Annotated in this window: 21 protein-coding genes; 19 read left to right on the forward strand and 2 right to left on the reverse strand. The window is 53.6% G+C overall.

Features of this window, described 5'->3' with window-relative positions:
* Positions 1-14 precede the first annotated feature (14 nt).
* From QY332_11245 to QY332_11315, 15 genes are all read left to right on the forward strand, one after another.
* Positions 15-1358: a GH1 family beta-glucosidase gene (locus QY332_11245; GenBank protein ID WKZ34184.1), complete on the forward strand. Its 1344-nt coding sequence runs from the start codon at positions 15-17 to the stop codon at positions 1356-1358.
* 60 nt (positions 1359-1418) lie between these two features.
* Positions 1419-2045, forward strand: coding sequence for a uracil phosphoribosyltransferase (upp, locus tag QY332_11250; protein ID WKZ34185.1), 627 nt, complete (start codon positions 1419-1421; stop codon positions 2043-2045).
* The gene (locus QY332_11255) at positions 2046-2348 is read left to right on the forward strand and encodes an alcohol dehydrogenase catalytic domain-containing protein (GenBank protein WKZ34186.1); all 303 of its coding nucleotides are present in this window, start codon (positions 2046-2048) and stop codon (positions 2346-2348) included.
* An 82-nt stretch (positions 2349-2430) separates the two neighbouring features.
* Complete coding sequence (locus tag QY332_11260; GenBank protein ID WKZ34187.1) at positions 2431-3075, forward strand: hypothetical protein; 645 nt, start codon at positions 2431-2433, stop codon at positions 3073-3075.
* 9 nt (positions 3076-3084) lie between these two features.
* Positions 3085-4659 carry an FGGY-family carbohydrate kinase gene (locus QY332_11265; protein WKZ34188.1) on the forward strand — a complete coding sequence of 525 codons (1575 nt, stop codon included), beginning with the start codon at positions 3085-3087 and terminating at the stop codon, positions 4657-4659.
* A 109-nt stretch (positions 4660-4768) separates the two neighbouring features.
* Positions 4769-6271 (forward strand): aminotransferase class V-fold PLP-dependent enzyme, encoded by a 1503-nt coding sequence (locus tag QY332_11270; GenBank protein WKZ34189.1) that lies wholly within the window; start codon positions 4769-4771, stop codon positions 6269-6271.
* Between the two features lie 24 nt (positions 6272-6295).
* Positions 6296-7978: an amidase gene (locus QY332_11275; protein WKZ34190.1), complete on the forward strand. Its 1683-nt coding sequence runs from the start codon at positions 6296-6298 to the stop codon at positions 7976-7978.
* Positions 7979-8041: 63 nt separating this feature from the next.
* Complete coding sequence (locus QY332_11280; protein ID WKZ34191.1) at positions 8042-8458, forward strand: DUF1801 domain-containing protein; 417 nt, start codon at positions 8042-8044, stop codon at positions 8456-8458.
* 50 nt (positions 8459-8508) lie between these two features.
* Entirely contained in the window at positions 8509-8805 is a 297-nt protein-coding gene (locus QY332_11285) for a class I SAM-dependent methyltransferase (protein ID WKZ34192.1), read from the forward strand.
* An 18-nt stretch (positions 8806-8823) separates the two neighbouring features.
* Entirely contained in the window at positions 8824-9249 is a 426-nt protein-coding gene (locus tag QY332_11290; protein ID WKZ34193.1) for a hypothetical protein, read from the forward strand.
* A gap of 58 nt (positions 9250-9307) precedes the next feature.
* The gene (locus tag QY332_11295) at positions 9308-9871 is read left to right on the forward strand and encodes an SH3 domain-containing protein (protein WKZ34194.1); all 564 of its coding nucleotides are present in this window, start codon (positions 9308-9310) and stop codon (positions 9869-9871) included.
* Positions 9872-10118: 247 nt separating this feature from the next.
* Positions 10119-11138, forward strand: a complete 1020-nt coding sequence (locus tag QY332_11300; GenBank protein WKZ34195.1) for an SH3 domain-containing protein — start codon at positions 10119-10121, stop codon at positions 11136-11138.
* Positions 11139-11251: 113 nt separating this feature from the next.
* Complete coding sequence (locus QY332_11305) at positions 11252-12580, forward strand: C69 family dipeptidase (GenBank protein ID WKZ34196.1); 1329 nt, start codon at positions 11252-11254, stop codon at positions 12578-12580.
* Between the two features lie 111 nt (positions 12581-12691).
* Complete coding sequence (locus tag QY332_11310) at positions 12692-13660, forward strand: hypothetical protein (GenBank protein ID WKZ34197.1); 969 nt, start codon at positions 12692-12694, stop codon at positions 13658-13660.
* A gap of 127 nt (positions 13661-13787) precedes the next feature.
* Positions 13788-14126, forward strand: coding sequence for an STAS domain-containing protein (locus tag QY332_11315; protein WKZ34198.1), 339 nt, complete (start codon positions 13788-13790; stop codon positions 14124-14126).
* A 69-nt stretch (positions 14127-14195) separates the two neighbouring features.
* Here the strand turns inward: QY332_11315 and ggt are convergent, their stop codons facing one another.
* A complete protein-coding gene (ggt, locus tag QY332_11320; protein ID WKZ34199.1) occupies positions 14196-15827 on the reverse strand; it encodes a gamma-glutamyltransferase in 1632 nt (543 codons plus the stop codon).
* Between the two features lie 154 nt (positions 15828-15981).
* Between ggt and QY332_11325 the strand changes: the two genes are divergently transcribed.
* A complete protein-coding gene (locus tag QY332_11325) occupies positions 15982-16512 on the forward strand; it encodes a sigma-70 family RNA polymerase sigma factor (protein ID WKZ34200.1) in 531 nt (176 codons plus the stop codon).
* 2 nt (positions 16513-16514) lie between these two features.
* Positions 16515-17429, forward strand: coding sequence for a DUF5667 domain-containing protein (locus QY332_11330; GenBank protein WKZ34201.1), 915 nt, complete (start codon positions 16515-16517; stop codon positions 17427-17429).
* Between the two features lie 58 nt (positions 17430-17487).
* Here QY332_11330 and QY332_11335 read toward each other — a convergent pair whose 3' ends face one another.
* The gene (locus QY332_11335) at positions 17488-18093 is read right to left on the reverse strand and encodes an isoprenylcysteine carboxylmethyltransferase family protein (GenBank protein WKZ34202.1); all 606 of its coding nucleotides are present in this window, start codon (positions 18091-18093) and stop codon (positions 17488-17490) included.
* 94 nt (positions 18094-18187) lie between these two features.
* Here QY332_11335 and QY332_11340 point away from each other — a divergent pair, with 94 nt between their 5' ends.
* Entirely contained in the window at positions 18188-19816 is a 1629-nt protein-coding gene (locus tag QY332_11340) for a GMC oxidoreductase (protein ID WKZ34203.1), read from the forward strand.
* Positions 19817-20431: 615 nt separating this feature from the next.
* Positions 20432-21901, forward strand: coding sequence for a PAS domain S-box protein (locus QY332_11345; GenBank protein ID WKZ34204.1), 1470 nt, complete (start codon positions 20432-20434; stop codon positions 21899-21901).
* Positions 21902-21911: the final 10 nt, after the last annotated feature.

The raw sequence follows: 21911 nt of genomic DNA on the forward strand, positions 1-21911 counted from the left end.
CAAGGAAGACTGCAATGACAAAAATAAATTTTCCGAACGGTTTTATTTGGGGCGTTTCCACGTCGGCATACCAGATCGAAGGCGCATGGAACGAAGACGGGCGCAGCACATCCATTTGGGATACGTTCAGCCATGCGCCCGGCAAAGTGACCAATAATGAGAATGGCGACATTGCTGCGGATCACTATCACCGCTGGAAGGAGGATTTCGCGCTGTTGTCGGAATTGGGAGTCAAGGCATATCGCTTCTCGACAGCATGGCCACGCATCCTGCCCGAAGGAAGGGGCCGGGTCAACAAAAAAGGATTGGATTTCTACGACCGGCTTGTGGATGACCTGCTCAAACGAGGAATCGAACCGTATGTCTGTTTGTATCATTGGGACCTGCCGCAGACACTACAAGACAAGGGCGGATGGACAAACCGTGATACTACCGCCCATTTTGCAGAGTATGCCCGCATCGTAACCGAACGATTGAGCGACCGCGTGCGCGTGTGGTTTACGCACAACGAACCCTGGGTCACTGCCTTTGTTGGTCATTTTCTCGGCGACCACGCGCCGGGTAAAAAGGACATCGGCGCGGCGGTAAAATCCCTGCATTATCTTTTGCTTTCACACGGTTTGGCAACAGAAGCAATGCGGGTCGCAGCCAAACAGCCCCTCAAAATCGGTGTGACACTCAACCTCAACCCCGTCCACCCCGCCACGGACTCGAAGAAAGACCACAAAGCTGCCGAACGCGTGGACATGTTCATGAACCGCATCGTACTCGACCCGCTGCTGAAAGGAACATCGCCGATCCAGGAATCCACAATTGCCAAATTGCTGACGAGGCGCATCATTCAGGATGGCGACTTGGAGAAGATTCACCAACTGGACATCCTGGGTGTCAACTACTACTCGCGCGCCGTGATGAAACATTCCAGCAAGGTCCCGGTCGTGAATGTGGAACAGGTACACCCAGAAGGAAGCGAATATTCGGGCATGTGGGAAATTTATCCCGAAGGCATGTATGAGACTTTAAAACTTGTTTGGGATTACAACCCCGTGTGTGAATTAATGGTCACAGAGAACGGCGTGCCTGTACCGGATGGCGTGGACTTCGACGGGCGCGTGCGGGACGAACGGCGCATCCGTTATTTGCAAAACCACATTGCGCAGGTGCATCGTGCCATGCAGGGTGGCATCCCTGTAAAGGGCTACCTGCATTGGTCGCTGATGGACAATTTCGAATGGTCACATGGATATTGTCAGCGTTTCGGTTTGATCCACGTGGATTTCAAAACGCAGAAGCGCATCATCAAGGACAGCGGGCGCTGGTTTGCAGAAGTCGTTCGCAACAATGCCTTGGACGTTTAACAAAAAACAAAAAAACACCACCTTCACGGCTATAATCAATCAAAATTCTTCGGAGGCATCATGTCCACTGTTCACGAATCCAAACACCCGCTGGTGGCACACAAACTTGCGCGCCTGCGCGATAAAAACACCGAACCCAAGAAGTTCCGCGAACTCGTCAGAGAAATTGCGGGACTTCTCGCATACGAAGCCACTGCCGACCTGCAAACCATGGAAGTAGAGATCGAAACCCCGCTCCAAAAAATGAAGGCACAGGAACTCAAAGAGAAGATCGGGCTTGTGCCGATCCTGCGCGCAGGACTGGGCATGGTCGAAGGCATCTGGGAACTTATGCCAAGCGCCGAGGTCTGGCACATCGGCTTGTACCGCGACGAAAAGACCCTCCAGCCCGTGGAATACTACAACAAACTCCCCGTCGACCCGCGTGTTTCGGTCTGCCTCATCCTGGACCCGATGCTTGCCACGGGCGGTTCTGCCACCGCTACAGCGGATATTCTCAAACGCTGGGGCGTGAGAAAAATAAAATATGTCGGTTTGATCGCCGCACCAGAAGGCATCAATGCCATGCAAACCGCGCATCCCGATATCGATATTTACCTCGCCGCGATTGACGATCATCTTAACGACCGCGCTTACATTGTTCCTGGTCTGGGCGACGCAGGAGACAGGCAGTTCGGCACAGGATAAATGAAAGCGATGCTGCTCGAATCGCTTGGGGATGTGGATCCGCTTCATCCTCCCTTGAAGCTGGTTCAACATCCCGAGCCGACTCTCGCCCCGGGCGAAGTGCTGCTCAAAGTGACACGCTGTGGAGTCTGCCACACGGAACTGGACGAGATCGAAGGGCGGACACCCCCACCGCGTTTGCCTGTCATTTTGGGGCATCAGGTGGTGGGAGTAGTTATGGAGTCAGACAGCTTGCTGTCGCGAACTCAACGGCAAGAGGTCAGACTCCAAATCGGTCAGCGCGTCGGCGTGCGGCGAGTGTGACTTCTGCAAAACGGGGCGTGAGAATCTCTGTCCGCAATTCAAAGCGACGGGGCGCGACGTGGATGGCGGCTATGCCGAGTATATGAAAGTCCGCGCGGAATTCGTGCATCCCATCCCCGAAACACTCTCCGACTCCGAAGCCGCACCGTTATTGTGCGCGGGCGCGATCGGATACCGGTCACTGCGATTGAGCAATTTGCAGGACGGCCAATCTCTGGGATTGATGGGTTTCGGCGGGTCGAATCATTTGGTGTTGAAGCTGGCAATGCACAAATTCCAAAATTCAAAAGTTTTTGTCTTCAGCAGAAATCCCGAAGAACGTGAGTTCGCCCTCTCACTTGGCGCAGCTTGGGCGGGAGCGATTAATGAGATTCCGCCTGAGGCGTTGGATGCGGTCATTGATACCACCCCAGTTTGGAGTCCAGATATGGAAGCGTTGAAATGCTTGAGGGCAGGCGGACGGCTGGTCATCAACGCGATCCGTAAAGAGGAAAAGGACAAGGATGTCCTGCTCCAACTGGATTACCCGTCACAGTTGTGGATGGAGAAGGAAACCAAATCGGTTGCGAATGTGACGCGCGTGGACGTGCGCGAGTTTTTACAGATTGCGGCGTCAGCAAATATCAAACCTGAATTTCAGGAATACGAATTAAAAAACGCCAACCAGGCACTGTTCGAAATGAAGCAGGGAAAAATTCGCGGAGCGAAAGTATTAACCATCAACTGAGGAGAGGGCATGTCATCTGAAAAATATATCCTTGCGATTGATCTGGGGACATCGGGACCAAAGGTTGCACTATTTTCATTGCAGGGGGAATTGATCGGCAGTGAGTTTCAGGAGAACCGCGTTCTACTTCTGCCTGACGGTGGCGCGGAACAATCCCCAGCCGAGTGGTGGGATGCGATCAACACAGCTGTCAAACGATTACTCGGCAGAAGACTGGTTTCCAACGATGATATCGTTGCAATTGGAATCACGGGTCAATGGTCCGGCACGGTGGCGGTGGACAAAGATGGCAACGCACTGTCGAACGCAATCATCTGGATGGATTCGCGCGGCGAGCCTTACGTGCGTGAAATCATGAATGGCGCAATCAAAGTGGAGGGTTATGCCCTTGGAAAACTTTTGAAATGGATCCAGGTCACGGGCGGAGTCCCGGGCTATGCGGGAAAAGATCCGATTGCGCATATTTTATATTTTAAATATATCCACCCTGAAATCTACCAACGCACGTACAAATTCCTGGAGCCGATCGATTACATCGGCTTGTTATTGACGGGCAAATTTGCCGCTTCCATCAACTCGATTGTTTTGCATTGGATAACCGATAACAGGGACATCAACAACATCGCCTACGATGAAAGCCTGATCAGGCTTTCAAGAATTGAGCGGGACAAACTCCCTGACTTATATCCTCCAAATGATGTGCTTGGTCCCCTACTGCCATCCACCACAAAGGAATGGGGGCTGAGTGAAGATGTGAAGGTCATTATGGGCTCGCCGGATGTGCATTCCGCGGCGGTCGGTTCGGGGGCGGTGGCGGATTACGAAACGCATCTCTACATTGGCACATCCGCCTGGATGACCTGCCACATGCCAGCCAAGAAAACGGATGTACTCCATAGTCTCGCCGCGCTCCCATCATCCATTCCGGGCAGGTATCTCCTCACCAATGAACAGGATTGCGCCGGCATGAACCTGCAATACCTGCGGGATAACATCTTCTTCCATCAGGATGAATTGACAACCACAAAGCCTGAAAATACCTATAAACTTTTCGACCAGATCGCCGAGCGGACACCTGCAGGAAGCGGCAAGCTGATCTTCACTCCCTGGCTGTACGGCGAGCGGACTCCCGTCGAGGACCGTTTCGTGCGCGGGGGATTTTTCAACCTGTCCTTGCACACCACGCGGGAACACATGGTGCGGGCTGTGTTCGAAGGCGTGGCATACAACGCGCGCTGGCTGCTGAAATACATCGAGCGCTTCATCAAAAAGCCAGTCGAGGCGATCAACATGGTTGGCGGCGGGGCAAAGTCGGATGTCTGGTGCCAGATCCATGCGGATGTGCTGAACCGTCCCATCCGCCAGATGAAGGACCCGATCGAGGTCAACGTGCGCGGGGCGGCATTGCTGGCGGGCGCGGCATTAGGCCACATCCGTTATGATGACATCGCTTCGCGCGTGCCTGTAGCGAAGACGTACACCCCAAGCCCTGACCATCGCAAGGTGCACGACGAACTATTCCATGAGTTCCTGGCGATCTATGAAAACAATAAAAAGATGTATGCAAGGTTGAATAAAAGTTAATTTGTCATTGCAAACCGCCTCCTGGATTTGGAGGCGAGGCAATCTCCTGTTGCGATGGGATTGCCTCAGGCTAAGAACAAGAGCGCCCTCGCAACGACATTGGAGAAATATGAACCTCGAAGACTTTTTGATGAAACATATCGGCAAACTGCCAGCGCCAATGGTGGCGTGGATCGAAAAGCGGCTCAAGAAAATTCCATCCATCAGCCGCAAGATCGAGAAGGAATACGATGAAATGATGGGCGGGCTTGAGGCGTCCCTGAAACCATACAAGGACAAATTCCAAACATTTGCGAAACTGCCTGAGACAGGACGCAGCCGCGAGGAAATTTTGCGCGATATGGAATCCTTGCACGAACAGGAGGAAGCGCACTGGAAGGACGGCTTCGTCTCCGGCGCGGTCTATCACGGCGACGAGGAACACATCGAATTTTTGAATCAGGTGTACGCGATCAACTCACAGAGTAATCCGCTGCACGCGGATGTATGGCCCAGCACGACCAAGTTCGAAGCGGAGATCGTATCCATGACCGCGGAGATGCTTGGAGGCGCGGGTCAGGGTGTGTGCGGGACAGTCTCATCAGGCGGTACGGAAAGCATTATGCTGGCGATGAAGACCTACCGCGATCGGGCGCGCGAGACGAAGGGCATCACCAGACCTGAGATGATTGCACCGGTCACCGCGCACGCCGCATTCGATAAAGCCAGCCAGTATTTCGGGATTAAAATGGTCAAGATCCCTGTGGATGCGGACTCACGCGCCGACGTGAACGCGGCAAGCAAGGCTATCAACCGCAACACGGTTGTCATTGTGGGATCAGCGCCATCGTTCCCGCACGGAGCGATCGACCCGATCGAAGAATTATCCGGACTTGCGCGCCGTCACAATGCCGGCTTTCACACGGATGCGTGCCTCGGTGGATTCGTTTTGCCATGGGCGGAAAAACTTGGTTATAACATCCCGCCTTTCAATTTTCGTCTGCCCGGCGTCACGTCCATTTCAGTGGATACGCATAAATTCGGGTACGCCGCGAAAGGAACCTCAGTCATTTTGTATCGCAACGAGGAACTGCGTCATTATCAATACTACACAACCACCGAGTGGCCGGGCGGCTTGTATTTTTCACCCACCTTTGCAGGCAGCCGCCCCGGCGCATTGAGCGCGGCATGCTGGGCAGCGCTTACATCCATGGGCGAACAGGGTTACATGGAAGCGACCAAAAAGATTCTCGCAACCGCCGAGTACATCAAAAACGAAATCCGGCAGGTCCCCGAACTGCGCCTGATAGGCGATCCCTTGTTTGTGATCGCATTCGCATCCGACTCGCTCGATATTTACAAGGTGCTGGACTCCATGACTCATAAAAGATGGAGCCTAAACGGGTTACACAAACCACCCTGCATGCACATCTGCGTAACATTGCGTCATACACAGCCCGGCGTGAAGGAGCGCTTCATCTCCGACCTCAAGTCTGCCGTGGCGCACGTAAAGAATCACCCCGAGGAAAAAGGGAGCATGGCTCCCATATATGGCATGGCCGCCAGCATGCCCATGCGCGGACTGGTGAGCGACATGTTGAAAAAGTACCTGGATTTGATATTCAAAGTTTGATCTTTCTATGTAAAGAGGCAGAACATGAAAAATGAATATGATCTAAAATCTGTGAAACTGCCATATCTCGCTGGTGGCATGTTGAAACTGTTCGCGTCGCTGGTCGAAGGTCCCCTGCGCGGATTGCTCACGCCGAGCCTGTTCCAAAGCGCCGGCATCAACTGGCTGCGCAAACAACATTTTGACGAAAATCCAACGTATCAACCTATTCACTTCACTGGCGAATTACAAAAGGAAGCGTCGGCGGTTCCTCCAAATGAAATGCCTCGCGAAGCGGGCAAGACCAGGGGGTTTCAGTTCGCCAGCGCATTCGATTTTGCAGATGCCTATCGAAACGGAATAACCACGCCCGAAGAAGTTGCCGGAAAAGTTTTGGCCGCCATCCAGGCCAGCGATGCGGGCGATAAACCCCTGAGGGCATTTATTTCTGTCAATGGTGAGGATGTGATGCGGCAGGCTCGCGAGGCTGCACAAAGAATTAAAGAAGGCAGGCCGCTCAGCATGTTCGACGGCGTACCTGTTGCGATCAAGGATGAAATGGATATGGTGCCCTATCCAACCACGGTTGGCACGGCGTTTCTTGGAATAATTCCCGCGAAGGAAGATGCCACCGTTGTCGCACGTCTGCGAAGCGCGGGCGCATTGCTGGCCGGTAAAACCAACATGCACGAGATCGGCATCAATGTCTTCGGTTTGAATCCCGTACATGGCACGACGCGCAATCCATATAACCCGAATCACTTCACGGGCGGAAGTTCGAGCGGCTCGGCAACTGCGGTTTCGGCTGGACTCACTCCCATATCCATCGGAGCGGACGGCGGCGGCTCGATCCGTATCCCTGCCGCGTTTTGCGGCTTGGTCGGATTGAAGGCTACTTACGGAAGAATCAGCGGACACGGCACGTTTCCACTGGATTGGAGCATCGCTCATGTCGGACCGCTGGCTGGCTCTGCCACCGATGCGGCATTAACCTACGCCCTGATTGCTGGCCCCGACCCGAAAGACCCAATCTCACTGCACCAGCCCTTGCCATCCTTGAAAGGCTGGGACGATCTGAATCTCAAAGGACTTAAACTCGGCGTGTACCGGGACTGGTTCCGTCACGCGGATGCCGAGATCGTCGCTGCGTGTGAAGCCATGCTCGAAGAATACGAAAAGATGGGCTGCCAGATCGTGGAGATCGTCATCCCGAACCTTGAAGCCAACCGTGTTGCGCACAGCGTCACCATCCTCAGTGAAATGGCGCAGGCCATGAACGCCACCTACGACAGGCATCACAAGGAACATGCGCTCGACGTCCGCATCAACCTTGCGATGGCGCGCCAGCTCGCCGGAACGGATTATGTCACCGCGCAGCGTATCCGCACGCGGATGATGAATCACTTCAAGAACGCATTTTGGAAAGTGGACATGATCCTGACACCTGCAACAGGGATCCCCGCGCCCCAGATCAAGAAAGGCGCACTGCCCGACGGCGAATCCGATTTGACAACCACGATCGAGATCATGCGCTTCGTCACCGCCGCGAACATGACCGGTCTGCCTGCGATCACATTCCCAGTCGGCTACAGCCAAAAGGGATTGCCGATTGGCTTGCAAGTGATTGGCAGGGCATGGGACGAGGCAAATCTACTTCGCATGGCACTTGCAGCCGAGCAGGCGGTGGAACGCAAAGCGCCGCAGGTGTACTTTAAAATCCTCGGGTAAATTGCAAAAACAGAACAAACGTGCTAAAATCTCTCCAATTTACTGTACTCGAAGGAGAAAACCATGGCTGAGCTGATAACCAAAAAAAACGAAGCGAGCGTTGTTGATTTTCTAAATGCGATCAACGATGTGGAAACCAGGAAGGACTGCTTCGCGATTCTCGAAATCATGAAGCAAGCCACAAAAGCCGAGCCGAAAATGTGGGGAACGAGCATTGTCGGGTTTGGCGAATACCATTACAAATATGCGAGTGGGCGTGAAAATGACTGGTTCCTGGCGGGCTTTTCACCACGCAAGCAAAACCTGACCCTTTACATTATGTCCGGATTTGAACGCTATAATGACCTGTTGAAAAAACTCGGCAAACACTCCACCGGTGTCTCCTGCCTGTACATCAAGAGGCTCGCAGATGTCGACAGGCAGGTTTTGGAGGAACTGGTGAGCGAATCGGTAAAGGCCATGAAGCAATCGGCAAAGTAACATACGGCCGGCAGGCACATCTCGAAGTGCCTGCCGGCCAAAGAAAAAACATGACCGTACAAAAAGATCCCGAAGGCATTGAGCAGACAATCCTGCATGCATTCACTGATTTTAAGGATAAGCGCGTGCTTGAAATCGGATGCGGCGAGGGACGTTTGACATTCAAGTATGCGGGGTCTGCGAAACGGGTTGTGGCATTCGATCCCGATCACGACTCCCTGCGCGTCGCCCGCGCGGACTGCCCTGTGGATTTGGACAGACATGTCCATTTTACGGGGGCGAGCGCAAAACACATCCCCTTTCAAAAAGAGATATTTGACATTGCAATACTCGCCTGGTCCCTCTGATGAGTGGAGCATGCGAGCATGGTGCATGCTCTGGATGAAATTCGAAGAGTACTGAAGCCAAAAGGCATCCTGATCGACCTGCGTCCTGTGGAGGCAAATTGGTCGGTGGAGGTGGTTTCGTCGGCGGGCTGGCAGGTGTCGGGCAGGGTGAGTGATCTGCCGGCTGCGGTGGACGATGATGAAGCAGCGTTCAAGGCCATGCGGGAGGCAGAGTCCAACGGGTGGTACGTCAAGGAGAAAGAAAGGGAATTCGACTTCTTCTATTATTGGGACACGCCTTCGGAAATGAAGGCGTTCATGGAAAGCGAGTGGGAGGATTTCGAGAAATTGGAGGAGAGCGTCTACCGAAAGACGGGTACTCTGTGGGTTTCCGCGGGAACGGATGCGCGCGTGCGGGTGCGTGTCAAAATGCTGATCACGTTATGGGACAAATGGTGGGGTTGAATTTCAACAGAGAACACCTATAATCGGGTTGCTGTTCTATTTTTCGGAGGAAAATCCCATGTTTGCGAAAAAGATAAAAACTGTTCTGTCAGTCTTACTGGTCGCCCTGGCAGTGCTTGCCTGCAACCTGCCCGGAGGCGCACCGCCCACTGAAACTCCAACGGTGGAGGATACTGCAACGCCTACTGCATCTGAAACACCCACCCCGATTGTTGAGGCGTGTACGCCCAAGGTAACCGCCAACACGGTTGCCAATGTCCGCAATGGGCCTGGGCAGGTGTATGCGATCATCGGTTCCCTTCCGTTGGGCGGAACGGCCACGGTGGCGGGAAAAAACTACGACGGAACCTGGTGGTACATTGATTTTTCAGGCGGTGAAGGCGGCCATGCGTGGATTGCCGCAAGTGTAACCACTGCGGATTGTATTCCCAGCACACTCGCATCCATTGCCGCGCCGCCCACACCAGTTGTCCCAACTGCCTTACCGTCAAATACCGTTGTTGCGGTAGCACCTTCTGTCACGTCAACCCCCCTGATATTCATTTTTCCCCTCCCGTTGTTCCCAATCAATTCACCGACACCAACACCAATATTCTTATTCCCGGTATTTCCATTTCCTTAGTCAGTATAATTTTATTAACCATTTCAATGCCACTTTATAAAATCCCGGATCAAGGCGCTCCGGGATTTTATATTTCCACTGTTAGAAGTGATAATGCGTGGAAAAAATTTTCGCTTTCGAACGATGTGGATAGGCGGGCGAGGCGAAAAATGGGACAAACATACAGAACTACAATGGGATCATCCACCGAAATACCTATTGTATTTTTGCATTTAAGGGTAAATAATATGAAGGAAAGGAGAGAGGCATGGCAAAAAATAGATCGTTTTTCACAGTCATTGCATCTTTACTGGTAATTGCCGGGTGCAATTTACCCGGCGGAACGAATCCGCAGGCGACGCCGACGAATGACCCTGTTCAGGAGGCTGTGGCAGGTACAATGACCGCGCTCGCGTCGTCGTCCTTTGGGGAGGTCACCCCCACTTTTACCGGCATTGCGCCGCAAACGACTGAACTTGTCGCCTTCACGCCAACATCGTGCAATCCGAGCGTGACTGCCAATGTGAACGCCAATGTTCGCTCCGGTCCGGGTACGGTGTATCCGCAGGTTGGCGCACTCCTGCTTGGGCAGACCGCCACCGTGGCAGGAAAAAATGCCGAAAGCACATGGTGGTACATCGTGTATCCGGCCGCATCGGGAGGTCATGGCTGGATTGCGGGGAGCACGGTAACATCATCCTGTATTCCCGCCTCCGTGGCAATCATCGCAGCTCCGCCCACACCCCTGCCGGCCAGCGGCACATGCAGGGATGGATTTGTTCACAGGTTGATAAACTCGAGCGACAAAACCTGCGTACCGCCGGCATCCAAAGCCCAGGCGGATGCGGATAACGCGGCGGCAGCTTCGCGTAAACTGGTCACGGTATACGGCGCAGGCGCCTGCAAGGATGGATTTGTCTGGCGCGAAGCATATTCCGGTGATAAAGTCTGTGTCACACCAGCCACCCGCTCCCAGGCACAGGCGGATAATGCCGCGGCCGCTTCACGAGTGGATCCCGGCGGGGCATACGGTCCCAATAGCTGCATCGTGGGGTACGTTTGGCGCGAGGCCACGGCTGGTGACGTGGTCTGTGTCACCCCGGATGTACGGACCCAGACAGCAGCGGATAATGCCGCCGCAAGTTCGCGTGTGGCGGGTGCGGATGACTGCATCTCAGGGTATGTATGGCGCGAGGCGTTTTCGGGTGACCGTATATGCGTAACGCCGGCCGTTAAATCCCAGGTGGCTGCGGATAACGCTGCAGCACTAAGCCGTACCTGGCCCTAGGGTACCCTGTTCATCTTTGAATTAAAACCCGCCCATTTTCCAAAAAAGAAAAATGGGCGGGCAATTTTGTATGCTATACTTTCCAAAACAAGAACACCAGCGAGGAAATTTTTATGTGTGACACTCTTATTGCAACCAGGTTAACCACAGCAGACGGAGTCGCCGTCTTCGGAAAAAACTCAGACCGCCCGCCCAACGAAGGGCAGTCCATGGTGTGTTTCCCTGCGGAAAAATACCCCGCTGGAAGCAAGGTCAAATGCACGTATATCGAAATTCCCCAGGCGGAAAAGACTCATGCCGTTCTGCTCTCCAAACCATTCTGGATGTGGGGTGCGGAAATGGGAGTCAACGAACACGGCCTGGTCATCGGTAACGAGGCGGTTTATTCCAAGATCCCCGCCAACAAGGAGCCTGCCCTACTCGGCATGGATATGCTGCGCGCCGCACTCGAGCGCGCCATCACACCGCGCGAAGCGATCGACGTCATCGTGGCACTGCTCGAAGAATTCGGTCAGGGCGGCAACTGTCTCTCGCACGGCAACGAGATGTACTATCACAACAGTTTCCTGATCGCCAACGCCGAAGACGCGTGGGTGCTTGAAACCGTGGACAAGCAATGGGCGGCGCGCCAGATCAAGGACGTGTACACCATCTCGAACTGTCTGACCATCGGGGCGCAATACGATCTCGCGTCCGAAGGCTTGGTGGACCTCGCCATCCAAAAAGGCATGACCAAATCCAGAAGCCAGTTCAAATTCGCACACGATTATTCCGACTTTCTCTACACCAACTTCGGCAGGGGGCGCATCCGTCGCGAGACAACCATCACCACGCTCGACGCGCAAAAAGGAAAAGTCGGCATTGAGACGATGATGGCAACCTTGCGTCATCACAACAACGAGAATTTCGATCCCCAGGGCGGCATTGCCGAGGTCAACGTTTGCATGCACGCGGGCTTCGGTCCGATCCGCATCAGCCAAAGCACCGCCTCGATGGTCACCTATCTGGATAAAGCCAATCCGATCATTTTCGCCACCGGCACATCCGCCCCGTGCACAAGCATCTTCAAACCCTTCTGGATCGCTTCGCGTGCCGCTTCCTTCCTTGACGATGAGCCTGTTCCAACCTCCCAGGCGGACTCCAATTCCCTGTATTGGACTCACGAACGCCTGCACCGCGCCACGCTGCTCAACTATCCCGAACGCATCCAAACCTACGCCGCCGACCGTGACGCGCTGGAAAAGGAGTTCATCGAAGGTGCATTGAAGTTACAGTCCGCTTCCGCCAGGGAACGCGAAGCATTCTCGAAACAATGTCTCGCCGAATCCCGCGCCGCCGAAACCGAGTGGCTCAAACGTGTGGAAGCCGTCCCCGCGAAGAGATCGTTTCTGTTTTCAATGGCATGGGACGGGTTTGACAGGAAGGCAGGAGTGGCAGGCTAAATGTCATAGGGGGATTTTTCACGGTGTTGGATTTCCCCTATTAAGACCTTTTTCGGTATAATAATCCGCAAGGAACCCGCCCGTTGATTTGGAGGATTTAGCCAACAATCTATGGATAACAAAGAAAGCGTGGCCAAAAGCACGCCCTTCCCTCTTCTGCGGTATTTCACCATCACCAGCCTGATCGCCTTTGTGCTGGTCGAGTTTTTACTGGTCACCTTTTATCGGCGCATCGCCATCAACGATCTGATTGCGATCGGGGAATCTAAAAATGTGGCTTTAACCCAGACTTTCTCAAATTCAATCTGGCCGGAATTTGCGCCATTTCTCAGTTCTTTATCAGGCGTGGGCGCGGAGGAGATTCGCGCCCATCCTGAAACTGCACGGTTGCGGCAGGCCATCTTCGATCAAATGCGGGGCCTCTCGATTGTCAAGATCAAGATTTATAATCTCGAAGGGAACACGGTCTTTTCCACGCAGGAGAGCCAGATCGGCGAGGATAAAAGCAATAATGCCGGATTCCTCAGCGCACTTGACGGCGGTTTTGCCAGCGAGTTGACCCACCGCGACACCTTCAGCGCCTTTGAGGCTGAGATCGAGGATCGTGATGTGATCTCGAGTTACATTCCGATTCGGCGCGGGAATTCCGGTGTGGAGGGGATATTTGAGGTGTACGACGATGTAACCCCCTTGCTGCAGAGTATTTCGATCGCACAGAGGAATATTATCATCTGGGTGACGCTGGTATTGACCCTCCTGTTTATCGCCTTGTTCCTGTTCGTAAGGCGGGCGGATAATATCATCAGGTGGCAACTGGTCGAGCAGCAGCAGGCTGAGGAAAAGATACACAACGCCTATAATGTGATCAGTCAGCAGCTTGTCGAAATGAAGCGGGCCGAGGAACAGCTGCAGAGCGCCTACAATGATCTGGATCATAAAAAACGCAGGGAGGAACGTGTCAATGAGTTTTTCCGCCTAACGTTGACATACATGATCGAGACTATTAATCGCGGTGCGGACAAGGCGGAACTGGTCGCGTACCTTGAGCAGATCGAAAAGCAGTTCTCCGATCTGAATTGAACTAACGACCTCGAAAGAGGCGGCTATCGCAGGTCATTGGAGAAGCACAACATGCGCTGCTTCGAAAATGAAATTTTATCAATACCCAACCGCCGCTAAGGAAGAAAATAACCTAAAGGAGAGAAGGATGGATGATTTTTCCATATCACGCATAATAAGCGGGGACGTGGCAGTTGTTACCGTTGCCGGCAGGGTGGACTCTTTCACTGCGGCGACCTTGGATGCGGAATTGGCAAAGATTGTGCAGGAGAACAAAAAACTGGTGCTTGACCTTAAGGACATGGCATATTTATCGTCTGCAGGCGTGCGCGCCATTATGAGGGCACTGCAGACCGCGCAAAGATCAGGCGGCGGTGTCAAACTGGCGCGCGTCCCCGCACTCGTGGATGAAGTCCTGCAAACCGTTGGAGTGATGCAAATACTGGAAGCCCATCCTTCTGTGGATGAGGCTGTTGCTGCTTTCTGATCAATGTGGAGGTGACTGTTAGGAAGAGGAACAATTGTGTCTTTTGTTGAATCAAGCGGCTCGCATTGATTATGCCAGTGTCCCGGCAACTCCATCTGCTCTCGGGTCACTCCCGCCGCATAGCACACCCGATTCAGCATCACGCAGAATCACCTGACCACGCCCGAACAACGCGCGTTCATATCCGCCAACTCCATACAACGGATGTCCCATCTTTTGCAGGGCGTCCGTTGTTTCTTTCGGCATACCCTCTTCAATTGCAACCCGCCCGCCTGAATCTTCCACGTCAATGCAGAAACGCGGAAGATCCAACGCGGACTGTGGGTCAACCCCTGCATCCTTCAATGCGGACAAGACTTGCACATGTCCCTGTGGCTGCATGAATCCGCCCATCACGCCATACGACGCATACAACGAATTATCTGAAGCGTATGTCACCATCGCCGGGATGATCGTGTGATACGGTCGCTTGCCGGGCGCGAGCACGTTGGGATGATTTGGGTCGAGGTTGAAGTTATGTCCGCGGTTTTGGAGGCTGAAGCCCCAGCCCTTCGGCACAATGCCCGTGCCGAAGCCCATGTAATTGCTATTGATGAACGAACACGCATTGCCCATCCCATCCACCACGCTCAAATACACCGTGGACGAAGACGCCACAGGCGCGCCGCGCCGCGAATCTATCGTTGCGCGTTTCAGGTCGATCAACTTGCCGCGTTCCTTCGCATAGCCTTTCGACAGCAACTCATCTATCGGTATCTTTGAAAACGCGGGGTCAGACACATACCATTTTGCATCCGCAAAGGCGAGGTGCATGGCTTCGATCATCAGGTGCATCTTTTCGGTCGAGAGTGTCTCCAGCCCCGCGAGGTCAAACCCTTCGAGGATGTTCAACGCGATGAGCGCTGTAATGCCCTGCCCGTTGGGTGGGCATTCGTACACGTGCAGACCACGATAATCAACGGAGATGGGACTCTCCCACGTAGACACATGCGAGGCGAGGTCTTCAGGTGACATACATCCGCCCGCCTCTTTGATCACGGCGACAATAGATTCAGCAATGAGATCCTGGTAAAACCCCTCGGCTTTTTTCTCGGCAACAACCTGGAATGTTTTCGCCAGCCCCGGGTTGCGGAAAATTTCGCCAGCCTTTGGCGCACGCCCGTTGATGGTCATCTCATGCCCATTCAACGCGGACTTCAATTGCCTGTCAGCACTGCGCGCCCAAAAATAAGATGTGAGCGGCGCGACGGGAAAGCCTTCAGCCGCGAGTCGAATCGCAGGCGCGAGGATTTCAGTCAGGCCGAGTGAGCCGTGCTTCTCGATCAAGTCACACCAGCCTGCACATGCCCCGGGAACAGTGACCGTATGCGGGTGGAAAGGCGGCAAACTTTCAGCGAGGAGTCCCTCACGCTTTAGCCGATCAAGCGTCAGCGCGGACGAGGCGCGCCCCGAGCCATTTAAGGCGGTCACCTGCCGATTCCCCGCGTCATAATATAAAGCGAACATATCCCCGCCAATGCCCGTGGAGGTTGGCTCGGTGACATTCAGTGCGGCGGCGGCGGCAACGGCGGCATCCGCGGCATTGCCCCCTTTGGAAAGGACTTCAATACCCGCAGCCGTTGCCAGCGGCTGAGACGTGGCAACAATTCCGCGGCGGCTGTACACGGGCGAACGACGGGAGGTGAAAGTAGTGTTGGTCATGTTTGGATTGTAACAAAAGTAAACGGATTATCCAATCACTTGAAATCATTTTTGAGAAAATATCAAATCTTCACAAAATCATTACATTTCCTTGCTATGATTGATGGGGAGTATCCAAAACGTCAAATCAACGTCATAAGAAGTGAGAGTACTCGTGCCTGAAGAGCAGGAACTGTTGCGGCGCGCATCCCGGTTTGATACCAAAGCCCTGGCGGAAATTTACGATACCTACAGCCCGGGCGTGTATCGCTATTCCATGCGTCTGATCGGCGACATGTCGCTGGCAGAAGACTGTGTTTCGGAAACGTTCGCGCGCTTTTTGAAATCTCTGCAGGAGCGGCACGGTCCGCGTGAACATTTGCAGGCCTATCTGTATCGCATCGCTCATAACTGGATCGCGGACTTCTATCGCAAGCAGGAAGAGACGTCAGAGTTGAGCGATGCAATTCGGAGCGAAGCAGATGTCCCTGAGGAAGAGGCGGCGAAGCATATCCGCCAAACGCAGGTGCGCAAGGCAATCCGTGAGTTGACGCCCGACCAGCAACAGGTCATCTCGTTGAAGTATTTGGAAGAATGGAGCAACGAAGAGATTGCGCGCGCGTTGAAAAAGCCGGTTGGCGCGGTCAAGTCCATTCAGCACCGCGCATTGAAAAGCCTGCAAAGATTGTTGGAAGAAAAGAGTTGACGATGAAAGATAATCACGAAGTCAAGAAGATGATCGAGGCGCGGCTTGACGAGATCAAGGCGGTTCCCGAACGCGACCCACAGCTTGCCGCGCGCGGACGCGCATTATTTTTAAACCAAGCAGTATCTGCAAGCGAGTTCCCGCGTCGTACAGGGTGGAAGTTCATATTCAGAAAGGAACAGTTTGCCATGAACATGTTAGTATCAATCCTTGTGATCGCAGGTCTGTTGTTCGGCGGCGGGGCGACCGTGAACGCAGCGCAGGATAACCTGCCAAATGAACCGCTCTATGCATTGAAAACATGGAGCGAGGATATCAGCCTGCAATTCCAGAATGACCCGCAATTAAAAGTGGATCGTTTAATGGAACTGGCGGAGATCCGCATTCAGGAAATGACCCAGTTAACGGAGGACAGCCAGACTCCGCCCGATCAGGTTGCACTGCGGCTTGAACAGCACATCCATCAGGCGCTTCAGATTTGCAGCACCCTCGATGATGCGACGCTCGGCCAGACGCTTCTGCAAATCCGCGACCGCTTGCAGGAACAGGACCGCATTATGCAGCAGCTGCAGATCCATGCAACACAGGATGCGCAGCCCATTCTCGAACGCACACGTGAAATGCTGCAACTCCGCCTGCAACTGGTGGATGGCGGGCTGATAGACTCTGAAAAGTTCCGCAACACGGTCCGCAACGAATTCCAGTATGGGCAGGAAGAAGACCAGACACCGCCTGCACAAAATGGAAACGGCCAGCAGAATGGTGAAGGCGAACCTCAACCCGGCGGCAACGACATTGGAGGCGGTTCAGGTCCAAACCTTGAGCCTGGCGGACCGAGCACAACGCCCGGATCGGGCAACGACGGCTCGGGGGGGAATGGATCTGGTGGAAGCGGTTCGGGTGGTAAGAACCCGTAACTAATTGAACGAACTCCCCGTCATTTGACGGGGAGTTCGTTTGCTTTCTTTTCTACAATCACTTTCTCAATCTCAGAACGAATGCAGGAACCTGCGTGCAATACTCCCGCCACCGCTCACCGAATTCTGCCGCAAGTGCTCGCTCCTCTCGAAGTGCGCGGAGGGCAAGCATGGGTGCGAAGACGGCAAAATAGACCGTCGTCCATGTGAAGTAGATCAACAGCGCACCGCATGCAGCGAAGGCGAGTCCCACATACATGGGGTGGCGCATAATGGCATACGGACCTGTCCTCACCAGTTGATGGTCTGCGAACAGTTGCGCGCCCAACCCAGTGGAGACGAAGTAATATTTTCCAAGAGTCAGCCGCGCCCAAAGCAGGAATGCCATGCCGGGGAAGTATAAGAGCGAACCGATTACAAGCATCCACACGCGGGCTTGCGAAGAGATGCCCCAAGGGATGGGTTTCCACCCGACATAAGCCAATCCAAAGAAAAATGCCGAGGCAAGAAAATAGAACAACGACGAACGCAGAAAGCGATCCGCGCCGCCTGTGACGCGTCCTGCTTTTTGTTGAGTCCCGCGCCAGATTCCATAAACCAAAACGACAAGTGTTAAGAAGGCAGTCAGGCCGCCCAGCCAACGGATGATGGTTTCAAGGTTCATGAGAAAGATTTCCTTGCTCCCATCAGATTCCACATAAAAAATAAATCAAGAGGCAATGCTATAATCACACCAATTCAACGCGGAGGGTCCACAGATGTCCCAGGTATATGATTACGTCATCATTGGTTCGGGGTTTGGGGGAAGCGTTTCCGCCATGCGGCTGACGGAAAAAGGCTATTCCGTTCTCGTGCTTGAAAAAGGCATGCGCTTTGAAGACAAGGACTTCGCCAAGACCAACTGGCAGTATTGGAAATATCTCTGGATGCCAGCCATCCGCGCGCATGGGATCTTGCAAATCAGCATTCTCAAAGGCGTGATGGTTTTACACGGAGCAGGAGTCGGCGGTGGAAGTTTGGGTTATGCCAATGTGTTGGAAGTTCCAGCCGATGAAACATTTTCAACTCCAGCATGGAATCAAAATGTCAAATGGGGCGACGTATTGAAACCTCATTATGAAACTGCAAAGAGAATGCTCGGCGTTTCGCGCAATCCAAAATTATGGAAGGCAGATTTGATCCTAAAAGAGATGGCAGAAGAAATCGGCATGGGAGACACCTTCCGCGCGACGGATGTCGGCGCATACTTCGGGGAGGCTGGTGCCACCGTCCCAGACCCGTACTTCGGTGGAGAGGGACCTGCGCGCGCGGGTTGTAAACATTGCGGCGGCTGTATGGTGGGATGCCGTCACAACGCCAAGAACACAATACCGAAGAATTATTTGTATTTTGCAGAAAAGAACGGGGCGAAGGTGAAAGCAGAGGTTGAGGTGACCGATGTTAGACCTTTGACCATGAACGGTGGACGGCCGACGGTCAACGGCCTACCGTCTGATGCTCGTTACGAAATCACCTTCCGCGATTCCACCAAACTCTTCAAGCGGGCACAAACTGTCCATGCCAACAACGTCATTTTCTCGGCGGGGGTGATGGGGACGATGAAACTGCTGTTGAACCTGCGCGATGTGAAGAAATCACTGCCAAAACTATCCCGAAGACTCGGCACGATGGTCAGGACCAACTCCGAGGGCCTGCTCGGAAGCGTGGCGCGAACGTCCGATATAAATTACTCGGAAGGCGTATCCATTTCGTCCATCTATAATCACGATGAGATGACGCGCATCGAACCCGTGCGCTACCCCGATGGGTCGTCGCTGATGCGTTTCCTCGCCACGCCGCTCATTGACAAGAATTTCAGCGTTCCGCGCCGCATTCTCAATTTTCTGATCTGGGCGCTCACGCACCCGGTTGACTTTGCCAGGGCGCTCATCCTGCCGGGCTGGGCGCACAACGTGACCATTTTGCTTGTGATGCAGCACGCGGATAACCGTATGCGCTTCAAGGTTGGGCGCAGTTTGTTCACGCTTTTCCGCACGGGCCTGGTGGCGGAGGAGGAACCCGGCTATACCATCAACGCGCAGGTGGAAGGCTCGCACGAGATCACGCGTGAATTCGCAAAGCGTACGAACGGTGTCGCGCTTGGGTCGGTTGGTGAGAATATTTTAGGGCTGCCCACCACCGCTCATATTTTGGGTGGCGCGCCGATTGGACAGAATGCCGATGAAGGGGTTGTCGATGAAGACTTTGCCATCCACAATTTCGACGGTTTATATATCATCGACGGCTCGATCATGCCCGCCAATCCGGGTGTGAACCCATCGCTGACGATCACCGCGCTGGCGGAATATGCGATGAGCAAAGTGCAAAATAAAAATCTCCCACAATGAGGCGGGGGATTTTTATTACCGAACAGGCTCAAAAAAAATTCGTGAAACCAGCGGTGCTTCAGCAGGCCAGCTTTTGCGTCTGTCTTGCATGTGGAAGTTTCACCACCAATAGGCTCAGGGCGGATTTCCACCCTGTTGTGTGCAAAAGGGTCCGCCGACCACTTTCATCTGTATACCAGGTCTGTTAGATCGTTTTCCCAAGCCCGGGAGCGGCGCGGAAGTTCAACAAATCCAGCAAGCGGACAGTCATCCCGACCTGAATATGCGTCGGGTTGGATGGACATTCGTTTGGGTCGGAGGCAGTTTGAAGGGCGTTGGAAGCGCAGCCGTCGGCAGGATGACTTCGGCACCCGCCGCCTGTATTGCTCCCATGGAAAGCGATTCGAAAAACTTGTCGGTAATCCTCAGAACCCTTTTCCCGGCCCTGACTTTTTTCGATCTACGTTTGCGCGGCCATTAAACAAACAACGGGATATGGGTACCAACCATTACTTTTGGTTACTTGATTTTCTTTGGATACTGTTGTATAGTCGGATAAAATTGGATAAAAACTATCTAATTTTATCAATTTCAAAGCTTCCTCGTAGAGTGTGCCATTATATACTGACGAAAGGCATGAAATCCGTGTTCAGAGATCGAAAATTCCTCCACCTGCTGGAGGCAGCGCCTGATGCAATGGTCATTGTGGATGGCAGAGGGAATATTATGCTGGTTAATACCCAATTCGAGAAATTGTTTGGATGGTCTCGCAATGAGATACAGGGACAACCCATCGAAACCTTTATTCCCATTCGATATCACCGCAACCATGAGACACATCGCGCTGGATATTTCTCCGACATGCGTGTAAGACCGATGGGCAACGGTTTGGAATTATTCGGCTTGCGGCAGGATGGCAGCGAAATTCCGGTTGAGATCAGCCTCAGCCCGCTGGAAACAGAGGAGGGCATATTTGCCATTGCCGCCATCCGCGATATGACAGAACGCCAGCACGCCGAAAAAAAATTCCGCGGGCTTTTGGAATCCGCCCCGGATGGGATCATCGTAGTGGATCGGGCCGGGGTCATTCAATTGGTCAATTCACAAACAGAGAAAATGTTCGGCTATGTGCGGGCCGAAATGATTGGACACCCGATTGAGGTCTTGGTGCCGAAGCGCTTTCGAAAAAAACACGTCAGTCACCGTAACGGCTATTATGTCGAGCATCCTGTGCGGCCCATGGGGATCGGTCTCGACCTCTTCGGCATGCGAAAGAATGGAAGCGAATTCCCGATCGAGATCAGTCTCAGTCCGCTGGATTCGGAAGAGGACCTTCTGGTCATTGCCGCCATCCGCGATATCACGGAGCGCAAACGGGCGGAGGCAGACGTCCAAAAATTGAACCAGGACTTAAGGCAGCGCGCCGCGCAATTGGAAGCCGCCAATCAGGAATTGGAAGCCTTTAGTTATTCTGTATCTCACGATCTGCGCGCACCCCTTCGCGGAATTGACGGATTCAGCCAGATCCTGCTTGAGGATTATAGCGACAAAATCCCCGCGGAAGGACGCGCCTACCTGGAACGTGTGCGCGCCGCCGCTCAACGCATGGGGAGATTGATCGACGATCTCTTGAACCTCGCGCGCGTGACAAGGTCTCCCCTGCAACCAACCTTGATCAACCTCAGCGAAATGGCGGAAGACATTGCAGGCACTCTCAGAGAGGACAGCCCCGAACGCAACATCACCTTCACGATCACGCCGGATTTGCGGATCAATGGCGACCCCAGCCTGATGCATATTGCTCTTGAAAACCTCCTGGGTAATGCATGGAAATTCACGGCGAAAAAAGAGCAGGCGCTCATCGAATTTGGGCAGCAAAACACGGTGGAAGAACGGACCTTCTTTGTCCGCGATAACGGCACGGGATTCGACATGGCGTATGTGAACAAATTGTTTGGGGTCTTTCAACGCCTTCATTCGACAGCTGAATTTCCCGGCACCGGTGTGGGCCTCGCCACCGTTCGACGCATTATAAAAATGCATGGCGGCAGTATCTGGGCCGAGGGCGAAGAGGGAAGAGGCGCGACGTTTTACTTCAGGTTATAAAGGAGACAAG

It is taken from the genome of Anaerolineales bacterium (assembly GCA_030583885.1).
Lineage (GTDB): Bacteria > Chloroflexota > Anaerolineae > Anaerolineales > Villigracilaceae > Villigracilis.